Source organism: Pseudoxanthobacter sp. M-2 (assembly GCF_046156265.1).
GTDB lineage: Bacteria > Pseudomonadota > Alphaproteobacteria > Rhizobiales > Segnochrobactraceae > CAMDHY01.
The window spans coordinates 64812-79440 of the sequence record NZ_JAWDIR010000003.1; the positions used below are offsets into that span (position 1 = coordinate 64812).

Annotated in this window: 13 protein-coding genes; 9 read left to right on the forward strand and 4 right to left on the reverse strand. The window is 71.2% G+C overall.

Annotated features, from left to right (window positions below):
• Positions 1-10: 10 nt before the first annotated feature.
• Complete coding sequence (locus tag RUR49_RS02145; protein ID WP_409144688.1) at positions 11-1477, reverse strand: UPF0149 family protein; 1467 nt, start codon at positions 1475-1477, stop codon at positions 11-13.
• Positions 1478-1934: 457 nt separating this feature from the next.
• Between RUR49_RS02145 and RUR49_RS02150 the strand changes: the two genes are divergently transcribed.
• Positions 1935-2255 (forward strand): HigA family addiction module antitoxin, encoded by a 321-nt coding sequence (locus RUR49_RS02150; RefSeq protein WP_409144689.1) that lies wholly within the window; start codon positions 1935-1937, stop codon positions 2253-2255.
• 268 nt (positions 2256-2523) lie between these two features.
• Here the strand turns inward: RUR49_RS02150 and putA are convergent, their stop codons facing one another.
• The 3 genes from putA to RUR49_RS02165 form a co-directional block, all read right to left on the reverse strand.
• Positions 2524-5673 carry a bifunctional proline dehydrogenase/L-glutamate gamma-semialdehyde dehydrogenase PutA gene (putA, locus tag RUR49_RS02155; RefSeq protein WP_409144690.1) on the reverse strand — a complete coding sequence of 1050 codons (3150 nt, stop codon included), beginning with the start codon at positions 5671-5673 and terminating at the stop codon, positions 2524-2526.
• A 138-nt stretch (positions 5674-5811) separates the two neighbouring features.
• Positions 5812-6297 (reverse strand): bacterioferritin, encoded by a 486-nt coding sequence (bfr, locus tag RUR49_RS02160; RefSeq protein WP_409144691.1) that lies wholly within the window; start codon positions 6295-6297, stop codon positions 5812-5814.
• A 73-nt stretch (positions 6298-6370) separates the two neighbouring features.
• Entirely contained in the window at positions 6371-6847 is a 477-nt protein-coding gene (locus RUR49_RS02165; RefSeq protein WP_409144692.1) for a bacterioferritin-associated ferredoxin, read from the reverse strand.
• Positions 6848-7103: 256 nt separating this feature from the next.
• On the opposite strand from RUR49_RS02165, the gene RUR49_RS02170 reads away from it, so the two are divergent.
• The 8 genes from RUR49_RS02170 to RUR49_RS02205 all read left to right on the forward strand — a co-directional run bounded on the left by RUR49_RS02170 (position 7104) and on the right by RUR49_RS02205 (position 14522).
• Positions 7104-7862, forward strand: a complete 759-nt coding sequence (locus tag RUR49_RS02170) for an SDR family NAD(P)-dependent oxidoreductase (protein WP_409144693.1) — start codon at positions 7104-7106, stop codon at positions 7860-7862.
• A gap of 137 nt (positions 7863-7999) precedes the next feature.
• Entirely contained in the window at positions 8000-8524 is a 525-nt protein-coding gene (locus tag RUR49_RS02175; protein WP_409144694.1) for a hypothetical protein, read from the forward strand.
• A 448-nt stretch (positions 8525-8972) separates the two neighbouring features.
• A complete protein-coding gene (locus RUR49_RS02180; protein WP_409144695.1) occupies positions 8973-9503 on the forward strand; it encodes a helix-turn-helix transcriptional regulator in 531 nt (176 codons plus the stop codon).
• A gap of 183 nt (positions 9504-9686) precedes the next feature.
• Positions 9687-10976 (forward strand): ABC transporter substrate-binding protein, encoded by a 1290-nt coding sequence (locus tag RUR49_RS02185; RefSeq protein WP_409144696.1) that lies wholly within the window; start codon positions 9687-9689, stop codon positions 10974-10976.
• Positions 10977-11075: 99 nt separating this feature from the next.
• Complete coding sequence (locus RUR49_RS02190) at positions 11076-11945, forward strand: branched-chain amino acid ABC transporter permease (RefSeq protein ID WP_409144697.1); 870 nt, start codon at positions 11076-11078, stop codon at positions 11943-11945.
• A gap of 5 nt (positions 11946-11950) precedes the next feature.
• On the forward strand, positions 11951-13000 hold the full coding sequence (locus RUR49_RS02195; RefSeq protein ID WP_409144698.1) for a branched-chain amino acid ABC transporter permease: 1050 nt from the start codon (positions 11951-11953) through the stop codon (positions 12998-13000).
• A complete protein-coding gene (locus RUR49_RS02200) occupies positions 12997-13761 on the forward strand; it encodes an ABC transporter ATP-binding protein (RefSeq protein ID WP_409144699.1) in 765 nt (254 codons plus the stop codon). Before RUR49_RS02195 ends, RUR49_RS02200 begins: the two co-directional genes overlap by 4 nt.
• Positions 13758-14522 carry an ABC transporter ATP-binding protein gene (locus RUR49_RS02205; RefSeq protein WP_409144700.1) on the forward strand — a complete coding sequence of 255 codons (765 nt, stop codon included), beginning with the start codon at positions 13758-13760 and terminating at the stop codon, positions 14520-14522. The genes RUR49_RS02200 and RUR49_RS02205 overlap by 4 nt, the downstream gene beginning before the upstream one ends.
• Positions 14523-14629: the final 107 nt, after the last annotated feature.

Sequence of the window (14629 nt, forward strand, 5' to 3'; positions counted from 1 at the left end):
ACCGCCGCCCTCACGCCGCCGCGCCGCAGCAGCGCTTGTATTTCTGGCCGCTGCCGCAGGGGCAGGGGTCGTTGCGGCCGGGCTTGGCGCCGGCCGATGAGGGTCGGCGGGCCGCCGCTTCTTCCTCGACCTCGCGCCAGTAGCCGTAGAGCCCGGCGACGCAGGCCGGCAGTTCCTCGTGTGCCGAACGCAACTCCGCATCGTCCAGCCCGACCTCGGCGCGGCGAGCGGGATCGACCATCAGCGCGCTGATCGGCGCCATCAGTGCCCGCACGTCGTCGTCGTCCTGCATCGCGCGGGTCCAGTCCCGCCGGAAGAGACGGACGGCGAAGCCGAAGCCGGATGCCCAGGCCTCACCGGGGAAGCGCTCGACCGGCACGCCCGCCGCATCGACCGCCGGCTCGAACGCCTCCACCGGCAACAGCAGCGGCCGATGCTCGGCGTCGGCGGCGAGGCGCAGGGCGATCGACTGTCGCAGCCGCTCGACGATGTCCTCGCAGCGCTGCCGATCGGCCTTCGCCACCTTCGCGCCGGGCGCGAAGCCGCCGTCGAGGATCTCCCGCAGCACCGCCGCGGGCTCGAGGCTGCCCGGCCCAGCGACGAGGCCGGCGAGGAAGCCGTCGATCATCTCGAGGTCCATCACCGTCGGCCGGCACGTCGGCGACGCCAGGAACGCGACGAGCCAGTTGATCTCGTCGGCATCGGGCAGGACCTCGGCGGCGGGATCGGACTCGACACCGAACTCGAAGGCGACGGCGGGATCGTCGAGCGGTTCGATCGGGCGCGTGGTCTCCGGCGGCGGCGAGGCCGGATCGGCCTCCAGCGCGGCGAAGTCGGCGCGCAATTCGGCGAGGTCGGCGGGCGCGAGGCACGTCTTGCTCATCACCCACTGGGTGCGGGCGAGCGGGACCAGTTTGGCGGCGCGCAGCCGGAGCACTGCCTCGTGCCAGCCGAGCCAGGCGCCCTCGTCCTCCTTGTCGATCGTCGGCGGCATGGCGCGCAGCAGCGCCACCGCGGCGTCGCGGTCGACGCGGCCGTCGACCGCCAGTTGCGCGACGACGTCGGCGAGCACCCAGCGGACCGAGCCGTCGGTGGCGGGAGCGAGGAGCAGGCGCTGCGCCGCCGCGAGGTCGCCGTCGAAGACGGCCATCAGGATCGCCGGGAAGGTCTCGGTGACGGCGTCGCCGAACAGGTCGTCGAGTTCCTCGCCCGGGCGGGCGAGCACGGCCAGCAGCGGCTTCCAGAGCTCCGTGCGCCGCGCCGCCGCCAGGACGTGCACGCCGAAGAAGGCGAAGCGGGTGTCGTCCTCGTCGAGCTCCTCGCCGGTTGCGGCGGTCGCGAGGATGGCGAGCACCGGCGCGGACAGGCGCTCGGCGCTGGCGACCGTGGCGCGCAGGGCGTCGGGATCAGGCTCCTCCGCGGTGATCGCGGCGAGGAAGTCGGCGACGGGACCAGTCTTCGGAAGAAGGTTCGGCACGTCGGCGCTCCTCGCGACTCGTGGTCGGCGTCTGCGTAGCACGAGGAGCGGTCATCGCGGCAGTGAGGAAGGCTACGGGGGTGGATCGAGGGCGGAGGGAATGAGTTTTGGCGGAGAGCCGCGCCCCTGCCCCGACTGCGAGGCGCGTCCGATCATGTTCGGTGTGACCATGCACGCGCACAGCATTGGCCTGGCGACCCTCATGACCGTCACTTCCCACGCCTACTCGACCTGCACCCCCCTCGTTCCGTCATCGCCCGGCTCGACCGGGCGATCCATCCCGGACGAAAAGCCTTGCGATTTCCGTGTGATGGATACCCCGGTCAAGCCGGGGTATGACGGGGGAGAGGGTTGTGGCCCAACGACCATGGTGTCGGGCGGGCTCCCTGCCGATGGCGGGAGATGGATGCCCCGATCTGAACATTGAGCCAGGGCATCACGGAAGGAGGCGCAAGCGATGTCGAAATCGTCGACTATCACGGCTGAGGTGGACCTGCTCGCCAACCCCCACCCCGGCGACATCCTGCTTCTTGAGTTCCTCGAGCCGATGGGGCTCAGCCAGAATGCGCTGGCGCGTGCGATCGGAGTGCCGCCGCGGCGGGTGAACGAGATCGTCCTCGGCAAGCGCTCGGTGACGGCCGACACCGACCTGCGCCTCACCCGCTATTTCGGCCTGTCGGAAGGCTTCTTCCTCGGGCTGCAGGCCGACCACGACCTGATGGCGCGGCGACGGGAGATCGGACCGGAACTCGCGCGCATCGTGCCACGCGCGGCCTGAATCGCCGCTGGCTCGGCCATCGGTTCCGACCGCACCGCCCGACCTGTGTGACTGTGCGAGGCGCCCACCCCCCTTCGTTCCGTCATCGCCCTCACCCGGCTTGACCCGGTGATTGACCGGGCGATCCATCCCGGGCGAAAAGCCTTGCGATTTCCGTGTGATGGATACCCCGGTCAAGCCGGGGTATGACGAGGGAGAGGCTTGTGGCCCGACTACCACGATGTCGGACAGGTTCCCTCCCGTTGGCGGGGGATGGGTGCGCTCCCCCTCAGTTCTCGCCCATGGCGATCAGCGTCGCGTTGCCGCCGGCCGCCGCCGTGTTGATGGAGACGACCTGCTCCAACACGAAGCGGGTGAGGTAGGCCGGGCCGCCGGCCTTCGGGCCTGTGCCGGAGAGGCCGGAGCCGCCGAAGGGCTGGGTGCCGACGACGGCGCCGATCATGTTGCGGTTGACGTAGACGTTGCCGGTGTCGAGGCGGGCGACGATGCGCTCGACCGTCTCGTCGATGCGGGTGTGGATGCCGAGCGTCAGCCCGTAGCCGGTGGCGGCGATGGCTTCCACCACACGATCGAGGTCGCGCGGCTTGTAGCGGACGACGTGCAGCACCGGGCCGAACACCTCGCGGGTGAGCTCCTTGCCGTCGGAAAGCGCGATCACCGTCGGTGGCACCCAGTGGCCCGCGGCGAGCCCGCCGCCGGGCGCCCTGCCCTCGAACAGCACCTTCGCCCGGCTGCGCATGGCGACGATGTGGGCATGGAGGCCGTCGGCGGCCTCGCGGTCGATGACCGGGCCGACATCTGTGGCGGGGTCGCGGGGGTCGCCGAGCGAGAGCTCCGCGGCGGCGCCGGTGATCATCTCGATCATCCGGTCGGCGACGTCCTCCTGCACGTAGAGGATGCGGAGCGCCGAGCAGCGCTGGCCGGCGGAGCGGAAGGCCGACATGACGACGTCGTCGGCGACCTGCTCGGGCAGCGCCGTGGCGTCGACGATCATCGCGTTGATGCCGCCGGTCTCGGCGATGAGCGGCACGATCGGCCCGTCCTTGGCGGCGAGCGCACGGTTGATGGCCCGCGCGGTCTCGGTCGAGCCGGTGAAGACGACGCCGGCGACACGGGCGTCAGCGACCAGCGCCGCACCGACGCGGCCGTCGCCGGGGACGAACTGCAAGGCGGATGCCGGCACGCCGGCCTCGTGCAGCAGCTTCACCGCCTCGAAGGCGATCAGCGGTGTCTGCTCGGCGGGCTTGGCGACGACGGCATTGCCGGCGACGAGCGCCGCCGAGACCTGGCCGAGGAAGATCGCCAAGGGGAAATTCCACGGCGAGATTGCCACGAAGACGCCGCGGCCGCGGTGGTGCAGGCGGTCGTCCTCGCCGGTCGGGCCGGGCATCACCTGCTCCGGGGCGAGGGTGTCGCGGGCGCGGGCGGCGTAGTAGCGGCAGAAGTCGGCCGCCTCGCGCACCTCGGCGACGCCGTCGGCAAGCGTCTTGCCGGCCTCCAGCGCGGCGAGCGCGATGAAGCGGTCGCGGCGGGATTCGAGCAGGTCGGCGGCGCGCTCGAGCGCCGCGGCGCGGGTGGTGGCGGGCGTGGCGCTCCAGGCGCGGAAACCGAGCGCGGCGGCCTCCATGGCTGACCGGGCGGTGGCCTCGGACGCCTCGGTGACGGTGCCGACGACGGTGCGGCCGTCGGTGGGGCTCAAGACGTCGCGGGTCGTGCCGGTGCCGGCGGCCCCGTCCACGAGCGGATGAGCGTCGACCACCGGCGGGGCGAGGCGGGCGACGGCCGTGGCCAGCGCCTCGCGTTCGGCGGCGCAGCCGAACTCGAGGCCGGCGGAGTTGCGCCGCTCCGGCGCGTAGAGGGCGGCCGGCAGCGGGATGCGCGGATGGCGGGCGAGCGCGCCACCCGACAGCGCGCCGACCGCCCGCTCGATCAGCTTGTCGACGGGGACGCTCGGATCGCCGACGGCGGAGACGAAGGAGGAGTTGGCGCCGTTTTCGAGGAGCCGGCGGACGAGGTAGGCGAGCAGGTCGCGGTGGCCGCCGACCGGCGCGTAGATCCGGCAGGGGATGCCGTCCTTCTCGGTGACGATCTCGTAGAGCGCCTCGCCCATGCCGTGCAGGCGCTGGAACTCGTAAGGCGTGCCGGCGGCGATGGTGCGGACTTCGGCGACCGTCAGCGCGTTGTGGGTGGCGAACTGCGGGTAGAGCCGGCCGCGGGTGGCGACGAGGCGGCGGGCGCAGGCGATGTAGGAGAGGTCGGTCGCCGGCTTGCGGGTGAAGACGGGATAGTCGGCGAGGCCGCGCTCCTGGGCGCGCTTCACCTCGGTGTCCCAGTAGGCGCCCTTGACGAGGCGGACCATGAAGCGCCGGCCGAGGCCGCGGGCGAGTTCGTCCATCCAGTCGACGACGGCGACCGCGCGCTTCTGGTAGGCCTGCACGGCGAGGCCGAAGCCATCCCAGCCGGCGAGCGACGGATCGGCGGCGACGCGGGCGATGACGTCGAGGGAGAGCTCGAGCCGGTCGGCCTCCTCGGCGTCGATCGTCAGATTGAGGTCGTGGGTCTTGGCGAGGCGAGCGAGCTCGAGAAAGCGGCCGGGGAGTTCGGCCAGCACGCGCGCCTCCTGCACCGCCTCGTAGCGGGGGTGCAGGGCCGAGAGCTTCACCGAGATGCCCGGGCGATCCGGCAGCGCCTTGCGGCCGGCCTTGGCGCCGATCGCGGCGATGGCGTCGGCATAGGAGCGGAAGTAGCGCTCGGCATCGGCGGCGGTGCGGGCGCCCTCGCCGAGCATGTCGTAGGAGTGGCGGTAGCCCTTTGCCTCCGACGAACGGGCGCGACCGAGGGCGTCGGAAATCGTCTCGCCGAGGACGAACTGGTGGCCGAGGATGCGCATCGCCTGGCGGGCCGCACCCCGCACCGCCGGCGAGCCGATGCGGCGGACGAGGCCGGCGAGCACGGAAGCCGGCGTCTCGCCGGGGTGGACGAGGCGGGCGGCGGTGGCGAGCGCCCAGGTGGAGGCGGAGACGAGCCACGAGTCCGTCGTCTTCGTCTCGCGCGCCTCGAACTGGGCGGCGGCGAGCTTGTCCTCGATCAGTCGGTCGGCGGTCTCGGCGTCGGGGACGCGCAGCAGCGCCTCGGCGAGCACCATCAAGGCGAGGCCCTCGCGGGTGGAGAGCCCGTACTCGCGCAGGAAATCCTCGACGCCGCCGAGCGAGCCCTGGGCCTTGCGGATGCCGGTGACGAGGCGACGGGCGTCAGCCTCGAGCGCCGCCTCGGCGGCGGGCTCGAAGTGCGCCTCCGCCGCCAGCCGGGCGACGAGGGCGCCGTCGTCGTTGGCGTAGGGTGGCCGGAAGGGAGGCGGCAGGCGGCCGGGGGAATGAGCGGCCGTGAGGGCGGGGGACGCGGAGGTCTGTGCGGTCATCGAGGCAGCCCGGAAACGGAAACGGCGCCCGCGACCCTAGCAGATCGCGGACGCCGTCGAGAGGGTGGCCCGGTGACGGGCCGGCGTAGCCCATCACCCGGCCGGCGGCCGGGCGAGGCTCGCGAAAGACGCGTGCGGTCAGTCGGCCTCGTCGGCCGAGCCGGCGTTCAGCTGTCCGTAGTTCTGGATGCCGATCTGCTCCATCAGCTGCAGCTGCGTCTCGATGAAGTCGATGTGGTGCTCTTCGTCTTCGAGCAGGTCCTCGAACAGCTCCATCGACACGTAGTCACGCTTCTCGCGGCAGAGCTCACGCGCCTCGGTGTAGAGCTTGCGGGCGGAATATTCCGCCGCGAGATCACACTCGAGCACTTCCTTGATGTTCTGGCCGATCCGCAGGACGTCCAGCGTCTGCAGGTTCGGGTGGCCTTCGAGGAAAATGATACGCGTGACGAGCTTGTCCGCGTGCTGCATCTCCTCGATCGACTCTTCCCGCTCCTTCTTGGCGTACTTGGTGAAGCCCCAGTCGTCGAGCAGGCGGTAGTGCAGCCAATACTGATTGATCGCGGCGAGCTCGTGCTTCAGCGCGCGGTTCAGCATGTCCAGGACTTCGGGATCGCCCTTCACGGAAAACTCTCCTCATGCGTGCGCCGAGGTGGCGCTCCGACGTGAGGTTATACTAATTCTAAAATGAAAAAGATCAACCGGCGCGGCGCAGGGCGGCGGGGCCGGAGGGTGCCGGCAGGGTCAGCGCGGGCAGGATCACGGCCGGCGAGTTCGCTGCCGGCAGCGTCGTCCCCGGCCTGGTCGGGCGCACGACGGCGGGCAGCTGCACGACCGACGGTGCCGGCAATTCGCCGGCGGCGCGGGCGCGTTCGTGCTCGGCGCGCGGGCAGTCGGCGCAGGCGTGCTGATGCGCCGCGGCGGGACGCTCGGTCGGATCGAGGAAGGCGGGCAGGCCGCGGGTGGCGCCATGCAGCACCTCGACGACGAGCGGGAAGCAGCCCCCGCAGCGCGGCCGGCAGCCGGCGGCGCGGAACACGGCGCCCGGGGTGACCACCCGGCGACCCGGCTCGAGCGCGACCTCGGCCGCGGCGTCGCGCAGCACGTCGTCCGTCAGTCTGTTGCAGTGGCAGACCATCATGGAGAAGGCGCTCCGGCGGCTCGTCCCGACCATCGCGCCCTGCCCTTCCGGCAGGCGCTCCTCTCGGCCGACAAGAAGACACCTAGACCGGCGTGCGGTCCGGCGCAAGGGAAATGAGAACCATTCGCAACTTGGAGTCTTTCCAAACTCGGCGCCGCACCGCACCCGTCCCTCGCGGCAGCCGCGGGGGCGGGTGCGCGCGTCGGCGCGGTCGCAGCGGGCTTGTGGCGAGGCCGAACTTGGCGCTTAGCTGCGCCAGCGTGACATTCATTCGAGGACGGGACCACCGATGACGACGTCGACGCCAGCAGCCGCGCCTCGGCCGACGCTCGTTTTGACCGGAGCGAGCCGCGGCATCGGCCACGCCACGGTCAAGCGCTTCTCGGCCGCCGGGTGGCGCGTGATCACCTGTTCGCGCCAGCCGTTTTCCGACAAGTGCCCGTGGCCGGCGGGCGAGGACGACCACATCCAGGTCGACCTCGCCGACCCGGACGACCTCGAGGACGCGGTGGAGGAGATCCGCCGCCGCCTCGGCACGGCCTGCCGGCTCGATGCACTCGTCAACAACGCCGGCATCTCGCCGAAGGGCGAGGGCGGCAGCCGGCTCGATTCCCGCTCGACGCCGATGGAGACGTGGCGTTCGGTGTTCCAGGTTAACTTCTTCGCGCCGATCATGCTGGCCCGCGGCCTGTTCCCGGAGCTCGCGGCGGCGCGCGGCTCGGTGGTCAACGTGACGTCGATCGCCGGCGGGCGGGTGCATCCCTTCGCCGGCACCGCCTACTCGACCTCGAAGGCGGCGCTCGCGGCGCTGACGCGCGAGATGGCGGCCGACTTCGGCCCGCACGGCATCCGCGTCAACGCCATTGCTCCGGGCGAGATCGACACGGCGATCCTGTCGCCAGGCACGGAGCTGATGGTCGGCGACATCCCGCTGCGCCGGCTCGGCAAGCCGTCGGAGGTCGCCGACACGATCTTCTACCTGTGCAGCGACGCGTCGAGCTACGTCAGCGGCGCCGAGATCCACATCAACGGCGGCCAGCACGTCTGAGACCGGTGCGGCGCCCCGCCGCCCCGGCGGAACCGCCCCGCAATAACCCGACTTTCGACTGATGACAGCCGAGCCTCGCGGTGACGCCGCGGGGCCGGACCCGTTAGTCTTTCGCAAAACAGGAGGATCACCCACCGATGGCCATCACCCAGAAGGAAGAAGCCCGGGCGCTCGACGCCGAGGAGCGCGACCTTGTCGAGAAGTCGCACCACCCCGCCTTGCAGCAGCTCTCCGACCAGGAGCTGTCGAAGCTCGTGAAGCTGGTGCGGGAGCGTCGCGACAAGGCGAAGACGACGGCCGAGCAGCGCCGCCGCGAGATGCGCGGCAAGGCGGCACCCCGCGGCGCCACCCCGTCGAAGGCCGATACCGGCTCGCGCACCAAGCTCGCCGTGCTGGCGATGGCGGTCCGCCGCCTCAACAGCGAGAGCGAGCGGCGCCGCCGCATGGCCGCGAGCACGTCGCTCGTCTCCAATGCGAAGAAGGCGCTGGCGCTGCGCCAGGCGAGCGACGAGGACGACGGCCCCGCCTTCAACTCACGCCACGCCCACAAGGGCATGCGCGACGTCTCGAACCAGCGCGCCGACAGCCTGATCCGCCCGATGGAGCGCGGCCGTCTGCGCAAGGCCGCCGCCGTCTCGCAGGCAAAACGCGACGCGCGCTGAGCCTATGACCCGCGACCCGGCCGGCGGCTTCGGCCTACCGGCCGCGGTGGCGGGGCGCTGTGTTTAGCTTTGGCCGCTCCTACGCCGCGTGAAGCTCAGTCCGCGGCGTCGAAGATTGACATTGCCCTTGGCCTGCATGTCCGTCGAAGATCGCGGGCGTCATTTCCGACCCTGCGATGTTGACATTTGTTAACACTCGGCTGATCCTGGGCAGCGCCGATGGCTAGGCCACGTCATCCTCACAAGGCGGTGGAAGAGGCGGTAGCCACGGCAGAGTCGCAGGGGTGGCGCTGGCGCAAGATGGGACATTGGGGTCGGCTTTTCTGTGCCCATGCGGACCGGGACGGTTGCCAGGTCGGCGTCAACGGAACGCCGCGAAACGCGGAGGCGCATGCACGGCAGATCCTGCGTGCTCTCGATCGCTGCCCGCACCGAGAGGAGGCTTCCGATGACGGTCCATGAGTTCTGCGTGATCGCTTCGGGCCTGGACCCGCAGGCCGAGGATTTCGAGGCCCGCTTCTACGAAGCCGGCTGCGACGACGCGACGATCTCCTTCCAGCGAGGCCACGTCATCGCCGACTTCACGCGGGAGGCGGAGAGCATCGAGGAGGCAATCGCCTCAGCCATCGCGGGGGTCGTGGCCACCGGCGCCCGCGTCGAGCGCGTTGAGCCCGACACGTTGGTGAGCCTCGCCGACATCGCGGCGCGGACCGGATTGAGCCGTGCAGCCATCACCCAGTATGCCAAGGCACAGCGCGGCAAGGCCTTCCCGGCGCCGGTTGCCAAGGTGACGTCGGATAGCCCGCTGTGGGACTGGGCGGTCGTCGCGGCGTGGCTGTTCCGACACGAAAGGCTGTCGCGCGAGGCATTGACTGCCGCCGAAGCGGTGAAGCGGGCGAACAACATCCTCGCGGAGGGACGTATCCCGACGCTGGACATGCTCCGGCAGCGCCGCTCGGTGCTCGAACCGGCGGCGTGATCGCACCGCTGCCAAGACGTGAGAAAGCACCAGACGCGGCGCTTGTCTGCTCTTCAGGTCTTCCCTTGACGCGAACACACCTCGCGGTCGACCATCCCGGCCGATCGCGGGGCGTGCGTCCCGCAGGTTGACGGACGGCCAGAGGAAACGGCCGCCGCATCGGAAACCTGAGGGAGGGAGCCCATGTCCGACGAGATCAAGGCCGACGAGATCACGGCCGATAAGCCCACGGTCGCGGCGAAGGTCGCGTCCACCGCCGTTTCGCCCGCTCGCAGCGCCGCCAAGCTCCTGCGGCCGTCGCGCCGCGCCGTGCTCACCGGCCTCGGCGCCGCCGCGACGCTGCCGCTGTTCGGCCGCTTCAACATCGTCCGGGCCCAGGGCGCGCCGCTGAAGGTCGGGCTGATGTTGCCCTATTCGGGCACCTTCGCGCAGCTCGGCGAGAACATCACCTCAGCCTTCGAGCTCCTGATCGCCCAGAAGGGCGGCACGCTCGGCGGCCGGGCGCTGGAGATCATCAAGCTCGACGACGAATCCAATCCGGCCAAGGGCCCGGAGAACATGAAGCGCCTCGTCGACCGCGACATGGTCGACGTCGTCGTCGGCACGGTGCACTCCGGCGTGCTGATGGGCATGCTGCAGGTGGCGCGGGAATCCGGCACGCTGCTCATCATCCCGAACGCCGGCGCGGGTGCGGCCACCGGCGCCCAGTGCGCGCCGAACATCTTCCGCTCGTCGTTCTCCAACTGGCAGCCCGCCTATGGCTGCGGCCGCATCGCCGCCGACGCCGGCTACAAGAAGCTCGCCTACGTGACGTGGGACTACGCGGCCGGCAAGGAATCGGCGGCGGGCTTCGAGGAGGGTGCCAAGGAGAAGGGCGCCGAGGTCGTGCAGGTGCTGACCGTGCCGTTCCCGGAGACCAACTTCCAGCCGATCCTGGCGCAGTTGCCCGGCCTCGGCGTCGACGCGGTCGGCGCCTTCTACGCCGGCGGCGGCGCCGTGCAGTTCATCAAGGATTACGCAGCCGCGGGCCTGAAGGACAAGCTGCCGCTGATCGCCTCGGGCTTCGCCACCGACGGCACGCTGGGCGCGCTCGGCAGCGTCGCCGACGGCCTCGTCACCGGCCTGCACTACGCCGACGGCCTCGACACGCCGACCGACAACGCCTTCCGCGCCGCCTTCAAGGAGAAGGCCGGCCGCGAGGCCGACGTCTATGCCGTGCAGGGCTACGACGCCGGGCAGCTGCTCGCCGCCGGGCTCGAGGCGGTGCAGGGCGATTTCGATGAGACCGACGCCCTGCACAAGGCGATCGCCGGCGCCAAGCTCGACAGCCCGCGCGGCCCGATGACGCTTTCGCCCTCGCACAATCCGGTGCACAACATCTACCGGCGCGTGGTGAAGAACGGCATGAACGTGGTCGATGGCGTCGCCGTCGAGGCGCTCGCCGATCCGGGCGTCGGCTGCTCGATGACCTGAGCCACGCTTCTCGCGAGATGCTTCCGGCGGGCGGGGCCTTTCCCCGCCCGCTCGTTTTCCGCCCGACTGCTTCCGCCCTCCCCCGACGACGGATGACCGATGGACCCGGCGACGCTGCTGACCCAGGTTTTGAACGGTCTGCAGTACGGGCTGCTGCTGTTCCTCGTGGCGAGCGGTCTGACCCTCGTCTTCGGCATCATGGGCGTGATCAACCTCGCCCACGGCAGCCTGACGATGGTCGGTGCCTACCTCGCCTATGCGATCGGCGCCGCCACCGGCTCGCTGTGGCTGGCGCTGCCGCTGGCTGTGGCTGCCGGTGCCGTGTTCGGGGCGGTGCTCGAGCGCGTGCTGATCCGCCGCTTCTATGATCGCGCCCACCTCGACCAGGTGCTTCTGACCTTCGCGCTGATCCTGCTGTTCGAGGAGGGGCGCTCGCTGCTTCTCGGCAACGACTTCCACTCCGTGCCGATCCCGCCGGTGCTCGACTTCTCGGTGCCGATCTCCAGCGTCTTCAGCTATTCGGCCTACCGGCTGTTCGTGCTGGCCGTCTGCGTCGTCATCGCCGCCGCTCTGTTCCTCGTCATCCACCGCACCCGCTTCGGCGGCATGATCCGGGCAAGCGCCGAGAAGCCGGAGATGGTCGAGGCGCTCGGCATCCCGGTGTCGCGGGTGCAGATGGCGGTGTTCGCGCTCGGGACCGCGCTTGCCATGCTCGCCGGCGCGCTGTCGGCGCCGCTCACCTCGGTCTATCCGAACATGGGCGACGGCGTGCTGATCGTCTCCTTCGTCGTCGTCGTCATCGGCGGCATCGGCTCGATCGCCGGCGCGTTCTGGGGGGCGCTCTTGATCGGGCTCGTCGATACCCTCGGCAAGGCGCTGGTGCCCGATCTCGCCGGCATCGCCGTCTACGTGCTGATGGCGGCCGTGCTGCTGTGGCGGCCGACCGGCCTGTTCGCCCGCGCGGCGTGACGACCATGCTGCCGCAGACCCGCATTGCCAAGCTCGCCCTCGTCGCCGGTTTCCTGGCGCTTGCGCTGCTGCCGCTGGTGCTGCCGCCGTTCTATCTGATGCTCGGCTCGACGGCGTTCGTCGCCGCCATCTTCGCCCTCAGCCTGCAGCTCCTCGTCGGCGGCACCGGGCTCGTCAGCCTCGGCCACGCGGCCTTCTTCGGCATCGCCGCCTACTCGGTCTACCTGATCTCGCCGGCCGACACCCCGCTGTCGGTGTTCGTGACGCTGCCGGTGGCGATGATCGCCGCGGGGCTCGCCGCGCTCATCATCGGCGCCTTTGCGCTCCGGACGCGGACGTTCTTCTTCCTGATGGTGACGCTCGCCTTCGGGCAGATGGTCTACTTCGTCTTCCATGACACCGGCCTCGGCGGCGGCGCCGACGGCGTCTTCGCGCCGCGGCCGATCCTCGGGATCGAGGGCTTCCAGCTGCCGATGGGCCGGCGCGAGCGCGGGCTGACGCTCTACTACGTCAACCTCGCCCTGATGGCGGCGACGTTCCTGGTGCTGGCCGGCGTGCTCGCCTCGCTGTTCGGCCGCGTCCTCGTCGGCATCCGCGTCAACGAGCACCGCATGCGCATGCTCGGCTACGACGTCTATGCCTACAAGCTCGCCGCCTTCACGCTGGCCGGCGCGCTCGCCGGGCTCGCCGGCCACATGTTCGTGGTGCAGGAGGGCTTCGTGAATCCCGAGCTCGTCGGCTGGCACCGATCGGCCGAGGCGCTGCTGATCGTCATCCTCGGCGGGCTCGGCACGCTGGTCGGGCCGATCCTCGGCGCGATCGCGCTGACGGCGCTGGGGGAGGCGAGCCAGCAGCTGACCGAGCGGCAGCTGCTGGTCGAGGGCCTCGTCATCCTGGCGGTGGTGCTGGTGCTGCCGCGCGGCCTCGCCGGGCTGTTCACGCGGCGGGTGCGGACGGCGGATGCGAGCGAGGCGGCGACGGCGGACGACACCCCGGCCGCGGAGACGGCGCCCCTGAGCGCCGCAGCCCCAGTGCGAACGGAGGCTGCGCCGTGAGCGGCCTTGCCTCGCCATCCCCTGCGCTCTCGGCCCGCGGTCTCACACGCCGCTTCGGCGGCCTCGTCGCCGTGCGCGACGTCGACCTCGACCTCGCGGTCGGCGAGTTGCACGCCGTCATCGGGCCGAACGGCGCCGGCAAGTCGACGCTGATCAACCTGCTCTCCGGCGACCTCGCGCCGAGCGCCGGCGAGATCCGCATCGGCGGCACCGACGTTGCAGGCTGGCCGGCCTTCCGCATCGCCCGGCGCGGCGTCGGCCGCTCCTACCAGCGCACCAACATACTCGGCGAGCTGACCGTGCTCGAGAACGTCCGCCTTGCAGCCCAGCGCGGACGGGCGACCGTCGGCGGCCTGCTCGCCCCGGCCGAACGGCGGCGCGACATCGTCGCGGCGGCGGAGGCGGCGCTCGGAACCGTCGGGCTGATGAGCCGGGCGGCGCGGACCGCCGGGCTGTTGTCGCACGGCGAGCAGCGGCAGCTCGAGATCGCCATGACGCTCGCCACCGATCCGACGATCCTGCTGCTCGACGAGCCGCTCGCCGGCATGGGGCCGGAGGAGGCGGAGGCGACGGGCCGGCTGATCGCGAGCCTCGCTAAGCGCCACGCGGTGCTCTTGGTGGAGCACGACATGGACGTCGTCTTCGCCATCGCCGAGCGCGTCACGGTGATGGTGAACGGGGCGGTGATCGCCACCGGCCTGCCCGACGCCGTCCGCGCCGACCCGCAGGTGCGCATCGCCTACCTCGGCGAGGACGCATGAGCGCGGGCGCGGCCATCGCTCGTGATGGTGGCGCCGTGGGCGCGCGCACGGCCGCGCCGCTGCTGGAGGCGCGCGCGATCCACACCTACTACGGGGCGAGCCACATCGTCCGCGGCGTCGACCTCGCCATCGCGCCGGGCGAGACCGTCGGGCTGATGGGCCGCAACGGCATGGGCAAGACGACGCTGATCCGCTCGCTGCTCGGCCTGACGCCGATCAAGAGTGGCAGCGTGGCGGTCGGCGGCACCGACGTCACCGGCTGGGCGGCCTCGCGCATCGCCCGCCACGGTGTCTCCTACGTGCCGGAAGGACGCGGCATCTTCGCGAGCCTGTCGGTGCGCGAGAACCTGACCTTGGCGGCGCGGCCCGGCGTCGACGGCAGCCGCGACTGGACGCTGGAGCGGGTGCTGACGGTGTTCCCGCGGCTTGCCGAGCGCATCGGCAATGGCGGCGACCAGCTGTCGGGCGGCGAGCAGCAGATGCTGTCGATCGGCCGGGCGCTGATGACCAACCCAAGCCTGATCGTGCTCGACGAGGCGACCGAGGGGCTGGCGCCGCTGGTGCGTGCCGAGATCTGGCGGACGCTGGCGCTGATCCGCGCGGGCGGCACGGCGACGCTGATCGTCGACAAGACGGTGAGCGCGATGGCGGAAGCCTGCGACCGCATCCTCGTGCTGGTGAAGGGGACGGTCGCCTTCGAAGGGCCGCCGGCTGAGCTCGTCGCGGACGCGGAGGCGATGCACCGGCATCTGGGGGTTTGAAGGTCGGCCGTAGGCAGTAGGCAGTGGGCGTGCAGCGCTTGCGGCCCCCCTCTCCCGCCCGCCCCGAGAATCCGCTAGTCTTCGCTTCGGTCGGGGGCGACCCAACA